Consider the following 20036-nt stretch of genomic DNA (forward strand, 5'->3'; position numbering starts at 1 on the left):
AGTCTTTCGCCCTGTCCTGCGGGCATGTTATCTTTCTCCTTTGATTTTTCGTGCCATAAAAGCCTTCATTGCCCATGTCTCAGCCCAAGTTTGTTCACCTGCGAGTGCACTCCGACTTCTCCATGACCGATGGTCTGGCCAAGGTCAAACCCATCCTCGGCAAAGCCGAAGCCCTGGGAATGGCGGCGATTGCGCTCACCGACCAGAACAACCTCTGTGGTCTGGTAAAGTTCTATGGCACCTGCCATGAAAAGGGCATCAAACCCATTATCGGCGCCGACTTCTGGATGTTGGTGCCGGGGTTTGAAGAGGAGTTTTGTGCCATCACAGTGATTGCGATGGACAATGAGGGCTACCAGAACCTGACCCAGCTTATCAGCCACGCCTATCTGCGTGGTCAGGTGCAGGGCAGGGTGGCTATCGATCAGGAATGGTTGCTGGAATTTAACCAAGGCATTTTGCTGCTCTCGGGCGCCAAAGAAGGCGACCTTGGCAAGGCGCTGCTTAAGGGCAATGCCCCTCAGGCCGCCAGTCTGACCGAGTTTTATCAGACGCATTTCCCCAATCGCTATTTTATTGAGCTTATCCGTACCGGCCGTGCAGACGAAGAAACCTACCTGCACATGGCGGTGAAGCACGCTGCCGAATTCGACCTGCCGGTGGTGGCCACCAACCAGGTGGTTTTTTTGAACCCGGAAGAGTTTGAGGCCCACGAAATTCGGGTGGCCATTCATGACGGCTTTACCCTGGCCGATAACCGCCGTCCCAAGAAATACAGCGACCAGCAATATCTTCGCAGCGAAGATGAGATGTGTGAGCTATTTTCCGACATCCCAGAAGCCATTGCCAATACGGTGGAAATTGCCAAGCGCTGTAACGTGACTGTGCGCCTCGGCGAGTACTTCCTGCCCAACTTCCCCACAGGCGATTTAAGTACCGAAGACTTTCTGGTAGTGCGCTCCAAAGAAGGGCTGGAAGAGCGTCTCGAGTTCTTGTTTCCTGATCCCGAGGTGAGAGCGGAGCGGCGCAAAGAGTACGATGAGCGCCTCGATATCGAACTTAAAGTAATCAACCAGATGGGCTTCCCCGGTTACTTCCTTATCGTAATGGAGTTTATCCAGTGGGGTAAGGATAACGGCATTCCCGTGGGTCCCGGACGGGGCTCGGGTGCGGGCTCTTTGGTGGCCTATGCGCTGAAAATTACCGACCTTGATCCACTGGAATTCGACCTGCTGTTCGAGCGCTTTTTGAACCCTGAACGGGTATCTATGCCCGACTTCGACGTCGACTTCTGTATGGACAGGCGCGATGAAGTGATTGATCACGTGGCCGAGCTTTACGGCCGCGAGGCGGTGTCGCAAATCATTACCTTCGGTACCATGGCCGCCAAGGCGGTGGTACGTGACGTGGGCCGGGTGCTGGGCCACTCCTACGGCTTTGTAGACCGCATCTCCAAGATGATCCCGCCTGAGCCTGGCATGACCCTGGCCAAGGCCTTTGAGGTCGAACCCGGGCTACAGGAAGCCTATGATGCCGATGAGGAAGTGAAAGACCTTATCGACATGGCGCGCAAGCTTGAGGGCGTAACCCGTAACGCCGGTAAGCACGCCGGGGGCGTGGTAATCGCGCCCACCAAGATCACCGACTTCTCACCGCTTTATTGCGACGCCGAGGGTAAAAACCCGGTTACCCAGTTCGATAAGAACGATGTGGAATACGCAGGTCTGGTGAAGTTCGACTTCCTCGGTCTTCGAACCCTGACCATTATCGACTGGGCCCTTGGGATGATAAACCCGAGGCTTGCCAAAATGGGCAAGGACCCGGTGGACATTGCCGCCATTCCGCTGGTGGACTCAAAATCCTTCGCCATGCTCAAGCGCTACGAAACCACGGCGGTGTTCCAGCTTGAATCCCGCGGTATGAAGGACCTTATCAAGCGCCTGCAGCCTGACTGCTTTGAAGACATGATTGCACTGGTGGCCCTGTTCCGTCCGGGGCCGCTGCAGTCGGGCATGGTGGATAACTTTATCGACCGTAAGCACGGCCGCGAGGAGATTTCCTACCCCGACGCCACCTGGCAGCACGAGTGCCTGAAACCGATTCTGGAACCCACCTACGGCATCATCCTGTATCAGGAGCAGGTGATGCAGATTGCCCAGACACTCTCCGGCTATACCCTCGGCGGCGCCGACATGCTGCGCCGCGCCATGGGTAAGAAAAAGCCCGAAGAGATGGCCAAGCAGCGGGCTGTGTTCCAGAAAGGGGCCGAAGACAATAACGTCGATGGCGAACTCGCCATGAAAATCTTCGACCTGGTGGAAAAGTTCGCCGGTTACGGTTTTAACAAGTCGCACTCGGCCGCCTATGCACTGGTGTCGTATCAGACTCTGTGGCTCAAGGCTCACTATCCGTCTGAGTTTATGGCGGCGGTTATGTCGGCGGATATGGACAACACCGACAAGATTGTAACCCTGGTCGATGAGTGTGAGCGCATGGGGCTTAAGATCATCCCGCCGGATGTGAACAAGGGTCTGTTTAAGTTCACCGTGGACGAGGATCTCAACATCGTTTACGGCATCGGCGCCATCAAGGGCGTGGGTGAGGGACCGGTTGAGGCGATTCTTGAAGCCCGTAAAGACGGCCCCTTCAAAGACTTGTTCGACTTCTGCGCCCGCATCGATTTGAAAAAGCTAAACCGCCGGGTGATTGAAAAACTGATTTGTTCCGGCGCGCTGGATAGCCTGGGGCCACACCGCGCCTCCATGATGGCAACTCTGCCCGAGGCGATGCAGGCGGCGGATCAGCACGCCAAGGCCCAGGCCACCGGCCAGCACGATATGTTTGGTCTCTTGAACGACCATCAGGAAGATGCAAAACAGCAGTTTGTGGAGTGTATGCCCTGGCCGGATAAAGTCTGGCTCGAGGGCGAGCGTGAGACCCTGGGGCTGTATCTTACCGGTCACCCCATCAATCAGTATCTGAAGGAGCTGAAAAACTACACCTCCGGGCGCCTGAAAGATATTCACCCCACCGACAGAGGCAAGACAGTCAAGGCCGCAGGCCTGGTGGTGGCAAGCCGGGTGATGCTCACCAAGCGTGGCTCCAAGATGGGCCTGCTGACTTTGGATGACAAGAGCGCCCGCCTCGAAGTGATGCTCTTTACTGAAGCGTTCGAGAAGTTTGGTCATCTCTTGGAAAAAGACCGCATTCTTATCTGCGAAGGGGAAGTGAGCTTCGATGACTTCTCCGGCGGCAATCGCATGACCGCCCGCAACATTATCGATATCAGTGAGGCCCGCAGCCATTTTGCCAAGGCGCTGCAGGTGGATATCCTGTCGAGCCAGTGTCCGGAAGCCGTGATGGATGCTTTCTTCGAGGCCCTCAGTCCCTGGAAAGGTGGCGCCGTGCCGCTGGTGGTGAATCTTCAGCGTGATGATGCCAGTGGTCGCCTGCAGCTTGGTGATGAGTGGCGGGTGAACCCCACCGATGAGCTGGTACTGGCGCTGCAAACCCTGCTGGGGCCGGATAAGGTCAGGATTGATTTCTGATGACACCGGGAGCCCTTGCCGCCCTGATTGACTCGGCGCTGTCGCAGTTGCCGACCGCTGCGTTGCCAAAGCGGATAGTGCTTGGTTACAGCGGCGGACTGGATTCTGAAGTGCTTGCCTGTGCGCTGGGGCAATTCAAGCAGGCGCCAAACAGCGACGCCATCGAGTGTCTGCTGGTGCATGTGCACCACGGTTTGAGTGCCAACGCCGATGCCTGGGCGGCCCATTGCCGCGAGCGCGCGGCCATCTACGGTTTACCACTGGTGGTCGAGCAGGTCAGTGTTAAACAGGGGCCGCGGCTGAGTCTTGAGGCCGAAGCCCGCAATGCACGCTACCGGGCGCTTTGCGCTCATCTGCAAGCGGGAGATGTGCTGCTTACTGCCCATCATCAGGACGACCAACTGGAAACCGTGCTGCTGGCGCTGACCCGAGGCCTGGGGCCCAAAGGCCTTGCCGCCATGGGCGTGTGCCAGTCACTGCGGCTGGACAGCGCGAATGAAGCCGAAGCTGCAACAAATGAACAAGGTGCAGATGATGTAAAAGGCCGGGCGCGGTGTGCGTTTCAGCTAAGACCCTTTCTGCATCTTTCCCGTGATGAGCTCAAGCAGGCGTCAGACAACCTGGGTCTGGTTCATATCAATGATGAGAGCAACGCCGACACCCGGTTTGACCGTAATTATCTGCGTCTCGAAGTTATCCCAAAACTTACCGCTCGCTGGGGCGCCATTGCCGCCACCGCCAGCCGCTCCGCAAGGCTCTGCGCTGAAAGCCAAAGCCTGCTCGATGATGAAGCGAGGCAGCGTTTGGCGCCACTGCTGGATACCTGTCCTTACAGCGTGCAGCCAAGGCTGAAGCTTGGCCCGCTCGCGGCCATGTCAAAGCCCTGGCGGGCGCAGCTGATAAGGCACTTTTTGCTCGAGAATCGCCTGGCACCGCCATCCGAGGTGCAGCTCGATGAAGCCTTGTCGCAGCTGTTGGCTGCGCGGGCAGATGCGTCGGTGGAAATGCAATTTGGCGCCACACGTCTCAGGCGTTTTCAGGACTGGCTCTATGCCGATACGGTATCGCCTGAGCGTTCGGGCAATGCCACACCCAATGCTACCCTTGGCGTAAACAGCGCAATCACCCTGGCTGAGCTGAAGGCTGGAATGGATACGCCGCAGGGGCAAGTAAGGCTTTTGCCAGCTGAGGGGGCTCAGTTTGCCATTGCGGCAACCGCGCTTGAAGGCCAGTTATCGCTTGGTTATGGCCTGCCGGGGAGCCTTAAGGCGCGACCCGCAGGCAGGGTACATTCCCGCGAGCTTAAAAAGCTCTGGCAGGAGCAAGGGGTGCCGAGCTGGCTTCGAGCGACAATTCCCATGCTGATGTGTGATGGCAAGCTGGTAGCGGCTATGGGCGTCTGGATTGAGGCGGATGCCTGTGCCAAAGCCGGAGAGCCGGGCTTTAGTGTGCAACTGTCCCGCCGTCCCTGAAAATAAAAACGCCTGCGGTTGCAGGCGTTTTCAAGTCACTGGCATGTTTAACCATGCCCAGCGCAATCGCTTAGGTGTTTTGGGTATCCAAGCTTAAGCGGTAGCAATTGCGGCCAGCCGCCTTGGCCTGATACAGCGCCTTGTCAGCGCGCTCGTACAGGTTGTCCTGGTTTTCACCGGCCAGGATCTGCGCGGCGCCGAGGCTGGTATGGATCCGGTTACGACTGAAGAATCCGCCTTTATTGAGCTTGGCCAGCACCCGTTCACACAGTATTGCCGCCGAATCCAGTTCGCCGCGGACAATAATCACAAACTCATCGCCACCAATGCGAAACGCCTGATCGGTGTTGCGGATGGCACTTTTTATCAGGGCACCGAACTGCCGTAACACGGCATCGCCAAACTGGTGGCCGAAGTTGTCGTTCAGGTGCTTGAAGTTGTCCAAATCCAGCACAATCAACGCCAACTTATCGTGGTGGCGGTTGGCTCTGGCAACGGCATTTTTAATCGCCTGGCCATAAAAATGACGGTTACCGAGTCCGGTGAGCGAGTCAAACATCGCCTGCTCAGACATCTTTTGATAGCTGATGGCATTGAGCAGCGGCTGAATGAGCATGGACTCCAGCGTTTGCAGCGTGCGAATTTGCGCAGGCGTCAGCGGCTCTATCAGGCGGTAATCCAGGGTTGAGCCTGGAAACGCCTCAGTATTCAGGTGTCTGCGCAGGCTTACGCCGCTACGACGCCCCCAACTGAAGGCGAGGTCTGCAAACTGTGCCTGAATACCGGCAAGCGGCAGATATTGGCCAAGGGTATTGCCGAAACAGGCAAAGACCGTCCGTGGATCTAAACTTGAATGCAGCTGTTGGATGATGGCGACCAGCGCGCCCTGATCCGGAGTCGGCAAAGCCGTATTCGCACTACCTTCGGGGGTGTAGCGATACTCTTCAGGGTATAACTGCGGTGCGTAACCAAAGTCCATAGTGTTTACTCCAGCGGTTTTGGACTCAAGACAGATAAAAATAAGCAAAATGTGTGCCGATAAAAGTGTTAAATAAATTTGTCTTTATTAGTCATTCAGTTAATCTTTGAAGTGACCATTCTTGTTTTTTATTACGCCGGAAAATTGACAAGGATTTTTCATGGAACACGGCATTCTCCTCAAGATCCTGCTGATGCTGCTTATCGCCATAGGGGCGATAGCACTGCTGCGTCGCTTGGGGTTGCCGGCCATTTTGGCGTACCTGCTGACTGGCGTGGTGGCCGGTCCCGGGGGCTTTGACTGGTTCAGTCAGCAGCAGATGCATTCGGTGGCCGAGCTTGGCGTGGTGCTGCTGATGTTTACCCTGGGGCTGGAGTTCTCTGTCCCCAAACTCTGGGCTATGCGCCGCACTGTATTTGGCCTTGGCAGTGCTCAGGTGCTGGTGACAACCCTGATAGTCATGCTGATTGCCATGGCTCTGGGGCAGCAGCCCGCACAGGCACTGGTGATTGGCTCCGCCATCGCACTTTCATCCACAGCCATCGTACTTAAGCTGCTCAACGAACAGGGCGCGCTGCGTCGCCGCCACGGCGAGTTGTCGGTGAGTGTGCTCTTGTTTCAGGATCTGGCCGTAGTGCCGCTGCTTATTCTGCTGCCGCTGCTTGGCGGGGACGACGGCGCCGTGGCGCTTAACAGCATTCTGTTTGCACTGCTTAAAGGTATTGTCGCTTTTATGGCGCTGATGGCCTTTGGTAAGTGGGCACTTCCCAAGGTGTTTGATGAAGTGGCGCGCTCGCGCTCCAACGAACTCTTTGTACTCTCTGCGCTGGTGGTCGCCTTACTGACCGGCGCCTTTACCCAGTGGCTGGGGCTGTCGATGGCCCTGGGGGCTTTTATGGCGGGCATGCTGCTTGGTGAGAGCCAATATCGGCGCCAGCTTGAAGCCGATATCCGCCCATTTCGTGATTTGTTGATGGGGCTTTTCTTTATTTCCATCGGCATGCTGCTGGATTTCCAGTTAGTGATGGCTTACTGGTGGCAAATCCTGCTGGGTTTGCTGGCCGTAGTGGTAGGCAAGGCGCTGGTGGTGCATGGGCTGCTTAAACTGGCCGGTGAGCCATTTCGGGTGTCATCGGTTACGGCGCTGACTCTGGCGCAGGTCGGGGAGTTCTCCTTTGTGGTGCTCGCCCTGGCGGTAAATTACCGTCTGCTGGAGCGTGAGGTGAGTACAGCCCTGGTGATGGTGGCCGTGCTGTCGATGGCGCTTGCACCTGCACTGGTGCGCCATGCGGTGAACATCAGCAAGCTGTTTCAGGGGCTTAAACCCAATTCCCAGCGTGATGCCGGTCTGCCCAAGGTTGAAGATGGCTCTGAGCTGGTGCTTATTCTCGGTTATGGCCGGGTGGGCCAAACCATTGCCCGCTTCCTTCGTGCCGAGGCCGTACCTTATCTGGCGCTGGATCTTGACCCCACCCGGGTGCAGGAGGCCAAGCGGGCAGGGGAGCCTGTGTATTTCGGCGATGCCTGTAAGCGCAGTATTTTAAAGCAGGCGGGCATCAGCCAGGCAAAGATGATAGTGCTTACTTTCTGTGAAAGCCGCGCCGTTGACGAAGTGTTGCATCTGTGCCGCGCCATGGCGCCTGAGTCAAAAATTCTGGTGCGCACCCGGGATGACAGTGAGCTTAAGCTGCTTGAGCAAGCAGGTGCCAGCCAGGTTATTCCCGAAACCCTGGAAGGCAGTTTGATGTTGGTGAGTCAGGTGCTGTACCAGTGCGGTGTGCCGCTTACCCGCATTTTAAAGCGCCTCGAGCTTGAGCGGCGTAACCATTATCAGTATCTGCATGGCTTTTTCTCGGGCACGGAAATGGACTTTACTCTGGAGCTGTTGCACGCCGTGGCCTTGCCCCGGGGCGCCAGCGCCGTCGGTCAGCGTCTTGGTGACATTCCCTGGAGTAAACTCAGGGTGGAACTGAGGGGCATTCGCCGCGCCGGGGAAGAATTCGACAGCCCCGATGAAGACTGGCAGCTTAAGGCTGGCGATGTGCTGATTTTACTGGGCAAGCCCCGGCGGGTGGAAAAAGCCGAGGCGCTGCTGCTGCAAGGCTGACGATTTGTTTGTATCCACTGAATGGCGTTATACTGGCACGTCATTTTTCTCTGTGAATACAAGGAAGTTTTGTGTCACACCCCATTCAGGACAGTTTCTCCATCCCCGTCGATGAACTCTTCAAACTGCTGACGTCCAAGGTTCAGGTTGTGTTCTCATCTCAGGAACAGGCGCCGCTGTGGCTCACTGTGCCGGTTGATGATGCCGACAATGAGTGCCAGTGCGTCGGTTATCTCGAATGCGCTGAAACCGAAGCCCGCAGATACATCCGCGAGCATCTTAAGCCCGCGACGGCATATTTCCCCAAACAGATGCATTGGCAGGAATTTATGCTGATGAGTTATGCCAATCAGGCGATGCCGCTGGAGCTTGGCGAGATGCAGGCGATGTCTGCCGAAGAACATCACTCATTCCTGAATCATATGGTGGCAAGTTTTCAGGGCCAGCAAGGCATTTTGCGTCATTGCGGCAATGATGTGGAAGTAATCCGTCAGTGGATTTCTGCTGCTGCCCCCGGCTGGCAAACCGCCAGTGATTTAATGGCGCGTTATGCCAATCTTGAGCATATCTGGCTGTTGGACTGCTTATGGCTTGCCGAGGTGCACCGAGAAGGCGATGGACAAACAGCCCATGCCGGTCAAAGCAAGAGCCACACCTCTGCTGACCAATCATCATCTGCTTACCAATCCTCATCCGCATATCGGGGCGCTGCTGAGGTTTTACCCCGGCAGCTGATGGTGCTTGGCGGCGAGCTGGCACGCTTTGAGCTGTCGAGTGAACTGCTTGCAGTTGCCCGAAGCAAGGGCATTGAAGTGGTGCTGCTAAAGGAGCTCAGCTTTGATTACTGCGCCGATGCGCTGACCATGTTGCCGTCACTGGTGAGCCGGGACGATAACGGCGAGCCCCAGCTGTATGTCTCAGGCAAGGAGCAGTCTCATCTGCCGCTGAAAGCCTATCTGGTCTTGGACGAGATGCCCCCAGGCGCCGTGGAGGTGCAAATGGATGACAAGGATGCAGTTGCGGGACTGTCAGTCAATCAGGTGGCCGCTGACTCCTTTTCGAAGGCGTCGGTATCCAAAGCTGCGGCTCAGTCTCAGCAAGGCAAGAGCCAGCTTGGCACTGTGGTGGTGGCGCTCTGTTTAATCCTCATTACTGCCGGGATCATCTATAGCCTTTGAGGCTGTCCTTTGCACTTGTGTGGCTGTGTCAGTCGAGATTGAAAAAGGCTTTGATTTCATCGATACGGCACATGGCGTCCTGATAACCCAGTTCAATCAGGGCGCTGGTGTAGGCCTTTTCGAACAGCAGGTAGGACACAATACTCGAGTCCGACTCTTCACTGATCCCAATCAGCCCCAGCAGACTGCGGATGGCAAAAGGCATTTCCCGGTAGTAGCGGGCTGCAAGCTCGGTTAAATCTTCTGAAGGCTTAATAACCAGGGTGGTGATGGGCTTGAGGTTCAAGCGGTCACGGCTCTCCTGTGGGATAAGCTTGAGGGTATTGTTTATCCGCTCAAGACGTTCAAGGTCGCTGTTGAGGGTATCGGAAAAGATGGTATCCAGCAGGTGACCCGCCACAGTGGCCGTTTTCGGATGGTGCTCCATCTCACGGGTTTCCTGCTTGTGGGGACTGTCGAGGTTAATCACCAGAATACGTTCGGCCCCCAGGTGAATGGGGCTTGCCAGCGGCGCCAGCTGGTGCACTGAGCCATCGCCATAATAATGCTGCTTTAGCTTGATGGACGGGAACACCAGCGGAATGGCCGAGCTTGCCAGCAAATGCTCGGTGTTGAGCCGGGTGCGCTCGCCGCTTCGGCGCGCGCGCTGCCAGTTGTCTATATCCCGCGAGGCCTGAAAAAAGGTCACCGAGCGGGAGTTGTTATAGCAGGAAGTGTCCACCGACAGCGCTGTGAGGGCACCGGATTTGATATTGCGATCGATACGGCCAAAATCGATGAGCTCATTCAGCAGTTTTCGCAGCGGCTCGTTATCCAGCAGACTGCCGGCGTCGGTGCTGACCTTGTCGTGCTGCATGCCTTTGAGTGCCATGCGGCTTAAGTGTTTCATCACTCCGCCCAGGGAGCTGGTGTACACCTTGGAGGTTTCAAAGTGGCGCCACACCCACTCGAGCTTACGCACGCCGAGGTGAAAACAGGAGGCGTGGGTGGCGATGGAGGTGCCATTAATCGCCCCTGCCGAGGTGCCGCACACAATCCGAAACGGAATGCCGTGGTTTCTTGGATAGAACTGAACTATGGCTTTGAGTACCCCGACCTGATAGGCCGCCCGGGCCCCACCGCCACCCAGCACCAGTGCAGTGGATGATGGCAAGACTTGCTCCAATTTCTTGATAGTTAATTCAATTAAAGCTGCTTGATGCAGGGCTTGGCAATGGTGCGGCATAAAAAAAGCACCCCGGAGGGTGCTTTCTGTGGTTCAGTGGCGCGCTCTAGATCAGGCGCGGGTGAACTGGCTCTTGAGGAAGTCGACGATTTGATCGAAGGGTACTTCGCTCTTTTCGCCGGTGCGGCGGTTCTTGTACTCGAACACGCCAGCATCGATGTTGCGATCGCCAATCACCACGGCATGGGGCACGCCCATCAGTTCCATGTCGGCGAACATTACGCCCGGACGCTCTTTACGGTCATCAAACAGCACTTCGAAACCGGCTTCGGTCAGCTCGTTGTAGAGCTGTTCGGCAATTTCGGTCACCCGGTGTGACTTGTGCATGTTCATTGGCAGAATACCCACGGTGAACGGGGCAATGGCTTCCGGCCAAACGATGCCGCGATTGTCATGGTTCTGCTCGATGGCGGCAGCCACGATACGGCTTACGCCCACACCGTAACAGCCCATCAGCATGATTTGCGACTTGCCGTTTTCGTCCAGCACTGTGGCGTTCATGGCTTCTGAGTACTTGTTACCCAGCTGGAAGATGTGACCCACTTCGATACCGCGGGCGAAGGCATAGGTGCCTTTGCCATCTGGGGTGGCTTCGCCTTCCACCACGTTGCGGATGTCGGCGCCCTGAACCAGCGGCAGATCGCGCTCCCAGTTGATACCGAACAGGTGCTTGCCATCTTCGTTGGCACCGGCGGCAAAGTCGCTCATTACCAGCACGCTGTGGTCGGCAATGACAGGCATCTTGAGGTTTACCGGACCGATAGAGCCAGTACCGGCACCCACGGCGGCACGAATGTCGGCATCGCTGGCAAATTCCAGCGGTGAGGCGACCAGCTCCAGCTTGTCGGCCTTGATTTCGTTCAGTTCGTGGTCGCCACGTACCAGCAGGGCAACCAGAGGCGCTTCTTCGGTCGCGCCTTTAACAATCAAAGTCTTGATGGTCTTTTCGATGGCTACACCAAACTGTTCAACCAACTCGGCGATGGTTTTGGCGTTGGGGGTGTCCACGGTGCGCAGCGCTTCGGTGGCTTGGCCGCGAGGCTCGGTTGGCAGCGGAGACTCAGCTTTCTCGATGTTGGCGGCGTAGTCGCTGCTGGTTGAGTAGGCAATCAGGTCTTCACCGCTTTGGGCCAGCACGTGGAACTCGTGGGACACGCTGCCGCCGATGGAGCCCGTGTCGGCCAGCACAGGGCGGAATGCCAGACCCATGCGGCTGAATATGTTGCTGTAGGCAGTGTACATGGCCTGGTAGGTTTCATCCAGGGTCTCTTGATCCAAATGGAAAGAGTAGGCGTCCTTCATCAGGAACTCACGTGAGCGCATTACGCCGAAACGGGGGCGCACTTCGTCACGGAACTTGGTCTGGATCTGGTACAGGTTCAGCGGCAACTGCTTGTAAGAGCTCACTTCTTTACGGATAAGGTCAGTGATCACTTCTTCGTGGGTCGGGCCGAGAACAAAGTCACGCTCGTGACGGTCGGTAAAGCGCAGCAGCTCAGGACCAAACTGATCCCAACGACCTGTTTCAACCCACAAATCACCCGGCTGCACCATGGGCATCAGGATCTCAATGGCACCGGCTTTGTTCATTTCTTCACGAACAATGGCTTCCACTTTGCGCAGTACCCGCAGACCTGTGGGCAGGTAGCTGTAAAGGCCTGACGCGTTGCGGCGGATCATACCCGCACGCAGCATGAGTTGATGACTGATTACCTCGGCATTGGCTGGGGTTTCTTTCTGTGTCGATAGCAGGTATTTGCTGACTCGCATTCCCGGTGTCCATAGTTAAAAACAGTGGGCGCCATTGTATCACCTGCATCCATGATGTCACGCGCGGTATGCAGCAAAAAACCTGTGCTGATGCGTGTTTGGGGCCAGGGGCTGTTGACGTTGCGAGAACAATTTTTGTTCGCTCTGGCAAGCCCGTGCTCGCGAAGCGAGGAATGATGTGTAGTTATGCTACTCAAATGACGAGCGACAAAGAGAAAGGGCTTGCCAGACGAACCCGTCGGGCAGCATTTGGCTTATGTTTCTGCTGCGTTAGCGTCCGTTTATGTAGAGTCACTACACTGCACGGACTTCGCCTTGCATAAACACCAGTCAAATTGCTGCAAAAATAACCGTGAAACGTCAACAGCCCCTAGCTATTACCGGCGGCCTGAAGCCAGGTTGCATCGGGCAAAAGGCAGGGCGCCACCGTGGCCTGATTACCACCCTGGGCACGGGCCTGCAGCAGGGCTTCTTCGGCCTCCAGCGGCAGGCAATCCCAACTGTGGGGGCGTCTTGGCACCTGATTGGCAACGCCCACCGACACAGTGAGCCAGGGCTGACTTGCCAGCAGCGGCGTGGCGATGCGGGCCTGGTTGACTCGGTGACACAGCTGGTGGGCCAGCTTAATGGCCTGCTCAAGGTCGGTGCAGGACAGCACTATCGCCAGCTTATTGCCTTCGAAACGGGCCAGGAAGTCCTGCACCCGCGAGGTGTGCTGGGTAGCAATGGCCACCAATTGTTGCAGGCTGGCTTCGGGCACTTCGGCCAGTTCATGGCCATTTTGCAGGCAGATGGGATCGGGGCTCAGCAGCAACATGGATACCGGCTCTTCCCGGCGCAGGCCGCGGAGCCACTCTTGCTGCAGGTGCTGATTGAGGGCGCTGCGGGACGCAAGCCCTGTGGTGGGGTCAACGTCGGGGTTGCGCTTTTGGCCACTTAATTGGCGCTGGATATGGCGCAGGTTATCCGACATATCCCTGAGCTCCTGATTAACCTGAGGAATGGGCGGTGCAGGCTCGCTGCCGTGGGTGGAAATCACCTGCAACTGGCGGCCCACATCCAACAGTGGCCGGATAAAGTGACGCCCCAGCAGCGACCAGGCAAGATATTGTGTCAGCAGGATAAAAAACAGCGACAGGAACATCACAGTCATATTGAGCTGCCAGCGGCGCTTTTCGACTTCGGCGAGAATTTTCTGACTCTGGGCCACATGCAGTGAGCTTATCCTGATGGCTAAATCCCGACTCAGCTCAGCCAGGCCACGCAGCACAGGTACCCGGTCCTTATCGGGTTGCAGGCTGTCCAGTCCTTGCTTGACCCGGATGGCCATATCCCGCTCAACGCTTTGCTGTTCCAATAAGTTGCCAAGCAGCGTCGTCTGGCGCTTTTGCATCTCATCAATCAGCTTTAGCCGGCTGTTTGGCGGCAAGGTGTTCCAGTCGCGGGCGAGATTTTCAAGCCCCAGCTGCTGCAACAGGCTGTCGCGGGAAAGTTGCTGAAATTCCAGCTGGCGCTGCTGATTGGTGCTGAATTCCTGTGCCTGCTGATTAATAGCGCCAAGGGCCATCAATCCAGTAGCAATGCCGAGCAGGGCAATGCACAGAAAGCTTTGCCATAGCCGCCGTTTCATCGCTGGCAGCGGCCTGAGTTTTGATAAGGTGGATACCTGAGCGTCCTTGTTCACTGCATCGTCCCTGTGTTTAAGCTTTTGTGCGCCTGTCGCCTATGATGCGGGCGGGGTTGCCGGCAACAATGGCGAAGGGGGGCACATCCTTGGTGACGATAGAGCCCATGCCGACAACGGCCTGGGAGCCTATAGTCACCCCATCCACTATGCCCGCCTGAGCACCAATCCACACATCCTCGCCTATCACTATGCCGTTGGAGCTGACTTTCTGCCGGTAAATGGCTTCATCCGGGCTCATGCCATGGTTAAAGGCGTAAATGGTAACGTTATTGGCGATGCGGGTTCTGCTGCCAATTTTGATGCCTGAGCGGCCGCCGTCAAGGGAAGCGCCATGATTTATCGCCACTTCATCGCCCATATCAATCGGACCGTGGAGAAAGACCCCTGCCGCTATCATACATTGGTCTCCCATGCGGATATCGCGGCCGGGCTCGGCAAAAAGCTGCGCTTCGGGGGCAATAAAGCAATGCTGGCCCAAAGTGACGGTTTCGAGCTGCACCAGCCGTGACTGGACTTCCTGCTGCCAGGGCTGTGCCCAGGCTTTATGCTTGTCTTTCAATGAGAAATACAGCCAGGGCATCCAGGACAGACGCTTTTTATGCTGCTCGCGGTAGTCGTCAGGCGTCATTGCTTTGTCCTGAGTGGCCTTGTCCTGAGCGGCCTTGTCCTGAGACGTTTTGTCCAGATGTGTTTGGTTCAGATGTAACCTGGCCAACCTTGGTGGGTTTGAGTTCCAGCACATGGGCCTTGCCATCCTGAATGCACCAGAAAATATCCAGATCGTACAGGGCAACCTGATACAGCTTGGGATCGTCTTTTGCCTTCTTGTAGGCCGGGCGCGGGTCCTGGGCCAGTACACCGTCTATCAGCGCCGCCAAATCCGGGCGGGCATCGCCCTGGCCGAGGGAGGCGATTTGCACCGATGCCGTCTCGCTGTAGCTTACCTCAATCAATACCGGGGCTTCCTGCGCCATGCCGCCCTTTGCATCCACTATGGCATCGGAGAAGGGAATATAGGGTTTGATATCTATGATGGGGGTGCCATCAAGTAAATCCATGCCACTGATTTCGAGGCACAATTTCCCTTTTCGTTTCACTATACCGTGCAGGCGCACAACCGACTGGCCTATGCCATTGGGGCGAAAGGTGGAGCGGGTGGCAAACACCCCCAGCTTTTCATTGCCGCCAAGGCGCGGTGGTCGCACTGTGTTTTTCCAGCCCTGAGACAGGTTTTCATGGAAGCAAAACAGCAGCCACAGGTGGGAATATTGCTCAAGCCCGCGCACTGTGTCGGGATCGTTAAAGGGTGGCAGCAGCTCCACAAAACCGTGGGCGTTTACCAGCCCCGGTTGCCGTGGAATACCGAATTTTTGCCGATAGGGCGTGTGGCAGGTCGCCACCGCCTGAATGAGATTTTCGAACGCCTTCATAACTTAGTCGGCGCTGGCCTGACGGATGGCCTGACCCACACACAGGCTGCGGCTGCTGCAACCGCCGCCGGGCTCGGTGATCAGGGTACAGTTTTTGATAATAAGGCCGTTGGCGCCTTTATCAGCGGCCTTGCGGCGGGCATCGGTGCGGGCATCGGCAAGACTGACCGGCACATCCTGAGGGCTTGCCTGACAGGCTTCGCCTTCAACCAGGCCCAGAATTTCGTAGCGACCTGAGGGTTGTTGATTGGCTTCGAACAGCACTACATCACTGGCCTTGAAGTAATCGTTGATGGCCTCACGGTCGAGGTTGCTGGAAAAGCGATAGTCCGATGAGCAGCCTGCGAGGGCCAGCAATGCCGCAACCCCGGCTGCGGTGGTCAGATTACGTAGGGTCATGATGGGTCCTGTCGGCGTTTGGCGGGCGCTCCTGCGCCGCGGCACATGCCCCGGCAAGGTGCATCCGGGGCATTGGTTATAAAATTCTGCGTGTCCGGCGAGGCTTCAGTCAGATCTCACAGAGGGAAACCGGCGCCGGGCTAATCTGCAAAATTCTATCGCTTCAAGTACTTTTGATAAAGCTGATCGGCACGGGTTTTCAAATCAATCTCACGGCCGTCAATAAATACCTGCTGGATGCGGGCACTCATGGGGTCGAGAATATCACCCTCGGCCAGGACCAGATTGGCGCGAAAGCCTTCCTTGATAGCACCCATATCATCGACACCGGCAATTTTGGCGGCATCCAGGGTAATGGCCTTGAGTGCGGCGTCTTTACCCAGTCCATTGGCGGCGGCATAACCGGCGGCAAAGGGCAGGTTGCGGGCATCCCAATCGCCGCTGTAGGCAATGGCGAAGTCGATGCCGGCCTTGGCAAGCCTGCTTGGCACCACAAAGGCCTCGTCGATGTTGTCATCCCTGTGCCGTGGCAGGCTCAGTACCGAAGGATAAACCACCGCCACACCGGCCTCTTTGATGGCATCGGCATGACGCCAGGCATCATAACCACCAACAATCACGGCCTTGAGCTGGTATTGGCGCACCAATGGCAGGGCTTCGCTGATGGCGCGGCTGTCGTTGAGGTGTAAAAACAGCCTGGCCTTGCCGGCAAACAGCGGCTGCATGGCTTCAAAGCGGCGATGGCTCAGGCCTGGTTCGGCAGCTTTACGATCGGCAAAGGCATGGGCGCTGGCAAAGAGATTGGCAATGTCATCCAGCGCTTTTTGGTGCTCTTCCAGCGCCTTGGCTTTCTCGTCCGGCTTGCTTGGCAAACCGCCAAGCTCTGGCCAGTAAAGGTGCAAGCTCATTGGTGTTGGCACCAGTGCATCTTCCACTGTCCAGCTGTCGAGGTTCACCAGCGCGCTTTGCCCGGCCAGCAGCTCGCCCTGGGGCACAATCTGGGCGTGGGTTATGCCATTGCGTCTTAAGGTGGGGATGATTTCCGAGTCTGGGTTAAACACCGATTGCGCCCTGAGCTCGGCGTTGTTCAGTCCCACATCAAAGGTGTCTACGGTTGGGCGCACCATGGAAATCTCCACCATGCCGACCTGGGTATCCAGGGCGACAAGGCCGGGGTAGAGGTGCTTGCCTTTGGCATCTATGATGCGGGCGTTTTCAACCTCAAGCTGAGTACCAATGGCCTTGATACGGCCGTTCTCAATCAGCACCTGGGTATTTTCTTTGACGCCATCGGACACTGTATGCACCGTGGCATGGGTGAACAGAATGGCGTCAGATTGCGAGTTTGCCGGCACCATATCGTGGGCGCTGGCAGCGGCACCCAACAGCGCCAGTGGCAGAAGTAAATGTCTCATTGGTGGGCTCCGTGTTGATGCTGGTTGCTGCGATTCTGGCCTGCAAAAATAAAGTGGGTGTCGCAGTGCCACTCGGGTTCAAGCACATCAGACGGTGTCTCGCCTGCTTTTTCGCTTTCATCCAGCGTCAGAATTTTTTGCACCAGAGCACGTTTTTCCTCGGCCTGCGCCTGTCTCATGGCGGCGTCTTCTTCTTTGGAATAGAAACGCTTGCCATCGACCCAAACCATATGGGTTCGGGCGTAAACCGACAGCGGGTTGGCATCCCACAGCACCAGATCGGCAACCTTGCCTTCTTTGATGGAGCCGGTGTCTTTGTCAATGCCCAGCTGTTTGGCGGGGTTGATGGTGATCATCTTCCAGGCTTCTTCCGGGCTCATGTCGCAATACATCATCGATTTGGCGGCTTCCTGATTGAGGCGGCGCTGCATCTCGAAGCTGTCGGAGTTGAGGCTGGTCAGCACCCCGGCCTGCTGCATCAAACAGGCGTTTTGCACTATGGCGTCGTACACCTCAAATTTATAGGCCCACCAGTCGGAGAAGGTTGAAGCCCCGGCGCCGTGGGCCGCCAGCTCTTTGGCAACCTTGTAGCCTTCAAGCACGTGGGTAAAGGCTTTAACCTTAAAGCCGTAAGCTTCGGCGAGGCGCATAAACATCAGAATTTCGGATTGTACGTAGGAGTGAATGTGCACATCGCGCTGGCTTTCCAGCACTTCGGCAATGGCTTCCAGTCGTAAATTCGGGCGAGGGCTCAACTGCTGGTTTCGCTCTTTGGCAGCAAGCTGGTTGTAGCTGGCGAATGCCTTGCGGTAATCGCGTGCGGCATCGAAGGCGTCGGCCATAACTGACTCTACCCCCATGCGGCTTTGGGGGAAGCGAATGGTAAAATCATCGCCCCAGTTGGCCTGCTTGACGTTTTCGCCCAGGGCAAACTTGATGCTGCCCGGCGCCCCCTGATACTTAAGACCTTCACTGCTCTCGCCCCAGCGCAGTTTAATCAGCTGGCTCTGGCCGCCAATGGGGTTGGCGCTGCCGTGGAGCAGCTGCGCCGTGGTCACGCCACCGGCGAGGGAGCGATAGATGGAAACATCTTCGGGGTTCAGCACATCACCGATGCGGACTTCGGATGTTACTGCGTCTGTGTCTTCATTGGTGCCGCCGTTAAGCGCAATATGGGAGTGCTCGTCCACAATACCGGCGGTGAGGTGTTTGCCACGGCCATCAATTTTGCTGTAACCCGGCGGGGTCATCAGCTGTTGACCGATTTGCAAAATACGGCCCTTGCTGATGATAACGTCGGTGTTTTCCAGCACGCCGGCGGCTTCCGAGGTCCAGACAGTGGCGCCCTGAATATGCACCTTGTCGTTGCTGGGCAGGGCGGCGCGGCCAAAGGCTACGTTGGGGAAGGTCAGGGCACCGGCGAAGGTGTCGGTTGCTTCGGCGCTATTGTTTGCATCAGCGCTCTTGGCATCGGCTTGCTTGGCGGCTGTCGCCTTGGTCAGAGTCAGTGGCAAAGCCGCACCATCGCTGCTGACCGCCTGTCCGGTCAGGCGGGTCATATCCAGTTTTACTCTGAATTTGCTGTTGCTGCCCGGCAGCTCAGCGCGTCCAAGCAGGGCATTGACTGTGCCTTGTACTTCCAGCGGTTTACCATCGAGCGTGACTTTTATGCCGCCGTCATAACCAAGGCTCAGTGGCAGGGATGTATCGCCAAGTTGCAACTGATAGTCGCCAACCAGGACTCGCACGTCTTTGGGGATAATGGCGTTCTCTTGTCCCTGCAGGAACACGCTCACCAGTTTGCCGTCAACAAAAGGGTTACCCTGATACACCGCCAAATCGGCCACAAAACCGGGTTCGATTTTGCCAGCCATACCGGCGACCCCGGCAATAGCGGCGGCTCTGGTGGTCAGCGCTGCTAATGCGTCTTGCTCGCTCAGACCGGCCTTGATGGCTTTTTGCAGCCGAGGCCAGAAGTCTTTTTTATCTTCAATGCCGTGCAGGGTAAGGGAAAAACTAACACCTGCCTGACTCAGGGCGGCGGGGTTGGTGCTGGCGCGCTCCCAGTGGCGCAGTTCGGCCAGTTTGAGATGATGGCTTAAATCCGGATCGCTGACATCGGGCGCGGCGGGGAAATTCAGCGGCAGAATAAGCTCAAATGAGGTGTTTTTAATTTCATCGATACGCGCATATTCTCGGCCATTTCCCAGAAGTGCGCCCTTCAAATTAAATTCGCCCATCAGCTTTGCAGCCCTGAGCTGACTATTTAAATCCTGAGTATCAAATACATAATAATGTGGCTGGTTGCTTGAGAGTGCTTCAAGGGCGGCATTGAATTCAAGCGCACCCGTGCCGGCCAAGGCGGCGTTTTTACCATACCAACTCGCATCCAGCAGGGTTTGGCGAATTAATGCCATGGCACCCATCAGTGAGTTGGGGTAGTCCTGCGCAGAGCTGCCTTTATCAAAAGACAGGAAATGATTCGCTTCGGCGCGGTAAACCAGCTCATTGGCAATTTTATCGGCAAGGGAAACATGGACACCCTGACCACGGAAAATGCCATCAAACTTTGCCGATTGCACACTGGTAAAGCCGTTATTAATCCAGCTTTGTGCCTCTTCGTGGTTGCCGGCAAATTCATGTGCCCAGACTTTTTCTGCATGAATGGCACCGTTGGCAGCATTACCGCCAATACGGGCAATTTCATACACGGGCGCAGTTTTCTCCGTGCTGGGATAGCTAAAGCCAATACCATATTGGCTGAAGGGGTCGATAAAGCCCGGGTAAATATCCAGGCCCTGCATATTAATTACCGTAGCACCCAGG

13 protein-coding genes are annotated in these 20036 nt (G+C 56.5%); 4 read left to right on the forward strand and 9 right to left on the reverse strand.

Annotated elements, in window-relative coordinates; translation table 11 throughout:
* The first annotated feature begins 74 nt into the window (after window positions 1–74).
* A complete protein-coding gene (gene dnaE / locus STH12_RS03530) occupies window positions 75–3548 on the forward strand; it encodes a DNA polymerase III subunit alpha (protein ID WP_126166283.1) in 3474 nt (1157 codons plus the stop codon).
* Window positions 3548–5020, forward strand: a complete 1473-nt coding sequence (gene tilS / locus STH12_RS03535; protein WP_126166284.1) for a tRNA lysidine(34) synthetase TilS — start codon at window positions 3548–3550, stop codon at window positions 5018–5020. Before dnaE ends, tilS begins: the two co-directional genes overlap by 1 nt.
* 70 nt (window positions 5021–5090) lie before the next feature.
* On the opposite strand, the gene dgcS is transcribed toward tilS, so the two are convergent.
* The gene (gene dgcS, locus STH12_RS03540) at window positions 5091–5999 is read right to left on the reverse strand and encodes a diguanylate cyclase DgcS (protein ID WP_126166285.1); all 909 of its coding nucleotides are present in this window, start codon (window positions 5997–5999) and stop codon (window positions 5091–5093) included.
* Between the two features lie 160 nt (window positions 6000–6159).
* On the opposite strand from dgcS, the gene STH12_RS03545 reads away from it, so the two are divergent.
* Both STH12_RS03545 and STH12_RS03550 read left to right on the forward strand, forming a co-directional pair.
* Window positions 6160–8106, forward strand: coding sequence for a monovalent cation:proton antiporter family protein (locus STH12_RS03545; protein ID WP_126166286.1), 1947 nt, complete (start codon window positions 6160–6162; stop codon window positions 8104–8106).
* Between the two features lie 71 nt (window positions 8107–8177).
* Window positions 8178–9284: a hypothetical protein gene (locus STH12_RS03550; protein ID WP_126166287.1), complete on the forward strand. Its 1107-nt coding sequence runs from the start codon at window positions 8178–8180 to the stop codon at window positions 9282–9284.
* A 28-nt stretch (window positions 9285–9312) separates the two neighbouring features.
* Here STH12_RS03550 and STH12_RS03555 read toward each other — a convergent pair whose 3' ends face one another.
* From STH12_RS03555 to STH12_RS03595, 8 genes are all read right to left on the reverse strand, one after another.
* Window positions 9313–10437 (reverse strand): patatin-like phospholipase family protein, encoded by a 1125-nt coding sequence (locus STH12_RS03555; RefSeq protein ID WP_126166288.1) that lies wholly within the window; start codon window positions 10435–10437, stop codon window positions 9313–9315.
* Between the two features lie 123 nt (window positions 10438–10560).
* Entirely contained in the window at window positions 10561–12279 is a 1719-nt protein-coding gene (locus tag STH12_RS03560) for a proline--tRNA ligase (protein ID WP_126166289.1), read from the reverse strand.
* Window positions 12280–12649: 370 nt separating this feature from the next.
* Window positions 12650–13963, reverse strand: a complete 1314-nt coding sequence (locus tag STH12_RS03570; RefSeq protein ID WP_126166290.1) for a GGDEF domain-containing protein — start codon at window positions 13961–13963, stop codon at window positions 12650–12652.
* A 16-nt stretch (window positions 13964–13979) separates the two neighbouring features.
* Window positions 13980–14594, reverse strand: coding sequence for an acyltransferase (locus STH12_RS03575; protein ID WP_126166291.1), 615 nt, complete (start codon window positions 14592–14594; stop codon window positions 13980–13982).
* Window positions 14584–15396 carry a tRNA (N6-threonylcarbamoyladenosine(37)-N6)-methyltransferase TrmO gene (gene tsaA / locus STH12_RS03580; protein WP_237158734.1) on the reverse strand — a complete coding sequence of 271 codons (813 nt, stop codon included), beginning with the start codon at window positions 15394–15396 and terminating at the stop codon, window positions 14584–14586. Before tsaA ends, STH12_RS03575 begins: the two co-directional genes overlap by 11 nt.
* Before the next feature lie 3 nt (window positions 15397–15399).
* Window positions 15400–15795 (reverse strand): Rcs stress response system protein RcsF, encoded by a 396-nt coding sequence (rcsF, locus tag STH12_RS03585; protein WP_126166292.1) that lies wholly within the window; start codon window positions 15793–15795, stop codon window positions 15400–15402.
* 155 nt (window positions 15796–15950) lie between these two features.
* Window positions 15951–17210 carry an amidohydrolase family protein gene (locus STH12_RS03590; RefSeq protein ID WP_126166293.1) on the reverse strand — a complete coding sequence of 420 codons (1260 nt, stop codon included), beginning with the start codon at window positions 17208–17210 and terminating at the stop codon, window positions 15951–15953.
* Complete coding sequence (locus STH12_RS03595; RefSeq protein ID WP_126166294.1) at window positions 17207–20014, reverse strand: amidohydrolase family protein; 2808 nt, start codon at window positions 20012–20014, stop codon at window positions 17207–17209. Before STH12_RS03595 ends, STH12_RS03590 begins: the two co-directional genes overlap by 4 nt.
* Window positions 20015–20036 lie beyond the last annotated feature (22 nt).

The organism is Shewanella khirikhana (genome assembly GCF_003957745.1).
Lineage (GTDB): Bacteria > Pseudomonadota > Gammaproteobacteria > Enterobacterales > Shewanellaceae > Shewanella > Shewanella khirikhana.